This window comes from Streptomyces spiralis (genome assembly GCF_014654675.1).
Taxonomy (GTDB): Bacteria; Actinomycetota; Actinomycetes; order Streptomycetales; family Streptomycetaceae; genus Streptomyces; species Streptomyces spiralis.
This window is the reverse complement of the sequence record NZ_BNBC01000147.1, coordinates 1-943: the sequence shown is the minus strand read 5'-3', so window position 1 is coordinate 943 and position 943 is coordinate 1. Positions and strand designations below refer to the sequence as shown.

Below are 943 nucleotides of genomic sequence, written 5' to 3'. Positions count from 1 at the left end.
GCCGTCTCGTCGCTCGGGGCGGGGTGGTGGACGGTGCAGTGGAGGGTGTCCTTGATGACGTCGGCGACGATGGTGTCGCCGGGTTCGGCGTCGCCGGCGAGCAGGAGTGTGGCGATGCGGTTGTCGAGTTCGGTCTGGATGGTGCGGCGCAGGGGGCGGGCGCCGAACTCGGGCTGGTGGCCGTGGGCGACGAGGAGTTTCTTGGCTGCCTCGGTGACGTCCAGTTTCATGCCCTGGGCGTGGACGCGGTGTTCGCTCTGGTCCAGCAGGTGGTCGACGATGTGGGTGAGGTCGTCCTGGGTGAGGCTGTGGAAGAGGATGATGTCGTCGATGCGGTTGAGGAACTCGGGCAGGAACCGTGTGCGCAGCAGTTCCATGAGTTCGTCCTTGAGTTCGCTGACGTCGCCCTTGTGGTCGATGATGCGCTGGGCGCCGATGTTGGAGGTCATGATGATGACGCAGTGGCGGAAGTCGACGGTGCGTCCCTGGGCGTCGGTGAGGCGTCCGTCGTCGAGGATCTGCAGCAGGGTGTTGAAGACGTCGGGGTGGGCCTTTTCGACCTCGTCGAAGAGGATGACGCTGTAGGGCTGGCGGCGGACTTTTTCGGTGAGCTGTCCGGCTTCTTCGTAGCCGATGTATCCGGGTGGGGCGCCGACCAGGCGGGCGACGGTGTGCTTTTCCTGGAACTCGCTCATGTCGAAGCGGATCATGCGGTGTTCCTCGCCGAAGAGGAGTTCGGCGAGGGTCTTGGCCAGTTCGGTCTTGCCCACTCCGGTGGGGCCCAGGAAGAGGAAGGAGCCCACGGGCCGGTTGGGGTCGCCCATGCCGGCGCGGTTGCGGCGTACTGCCTGGGAGACGGCGGTGACCGCCTCGTCCTGGCCGACGATCCGCTCGTGCATCTCCTCCTCCAGCCGCAGCAGCCGGTCCCTCTCACTGGCCGTCA

At 66.2% G+C, this 943-nt stretch carries 1 protein-coding gene; it reads right to left on the bottom strand.

What is annotated here, in order from left to right:
• Positions 1 to 943 (bottom strand): AAA family ATPase (locus IE318_RS44410; RefSeq protein WP_189908494.1); only part of this gene is annotated, 943 nt, incomplete at both ends.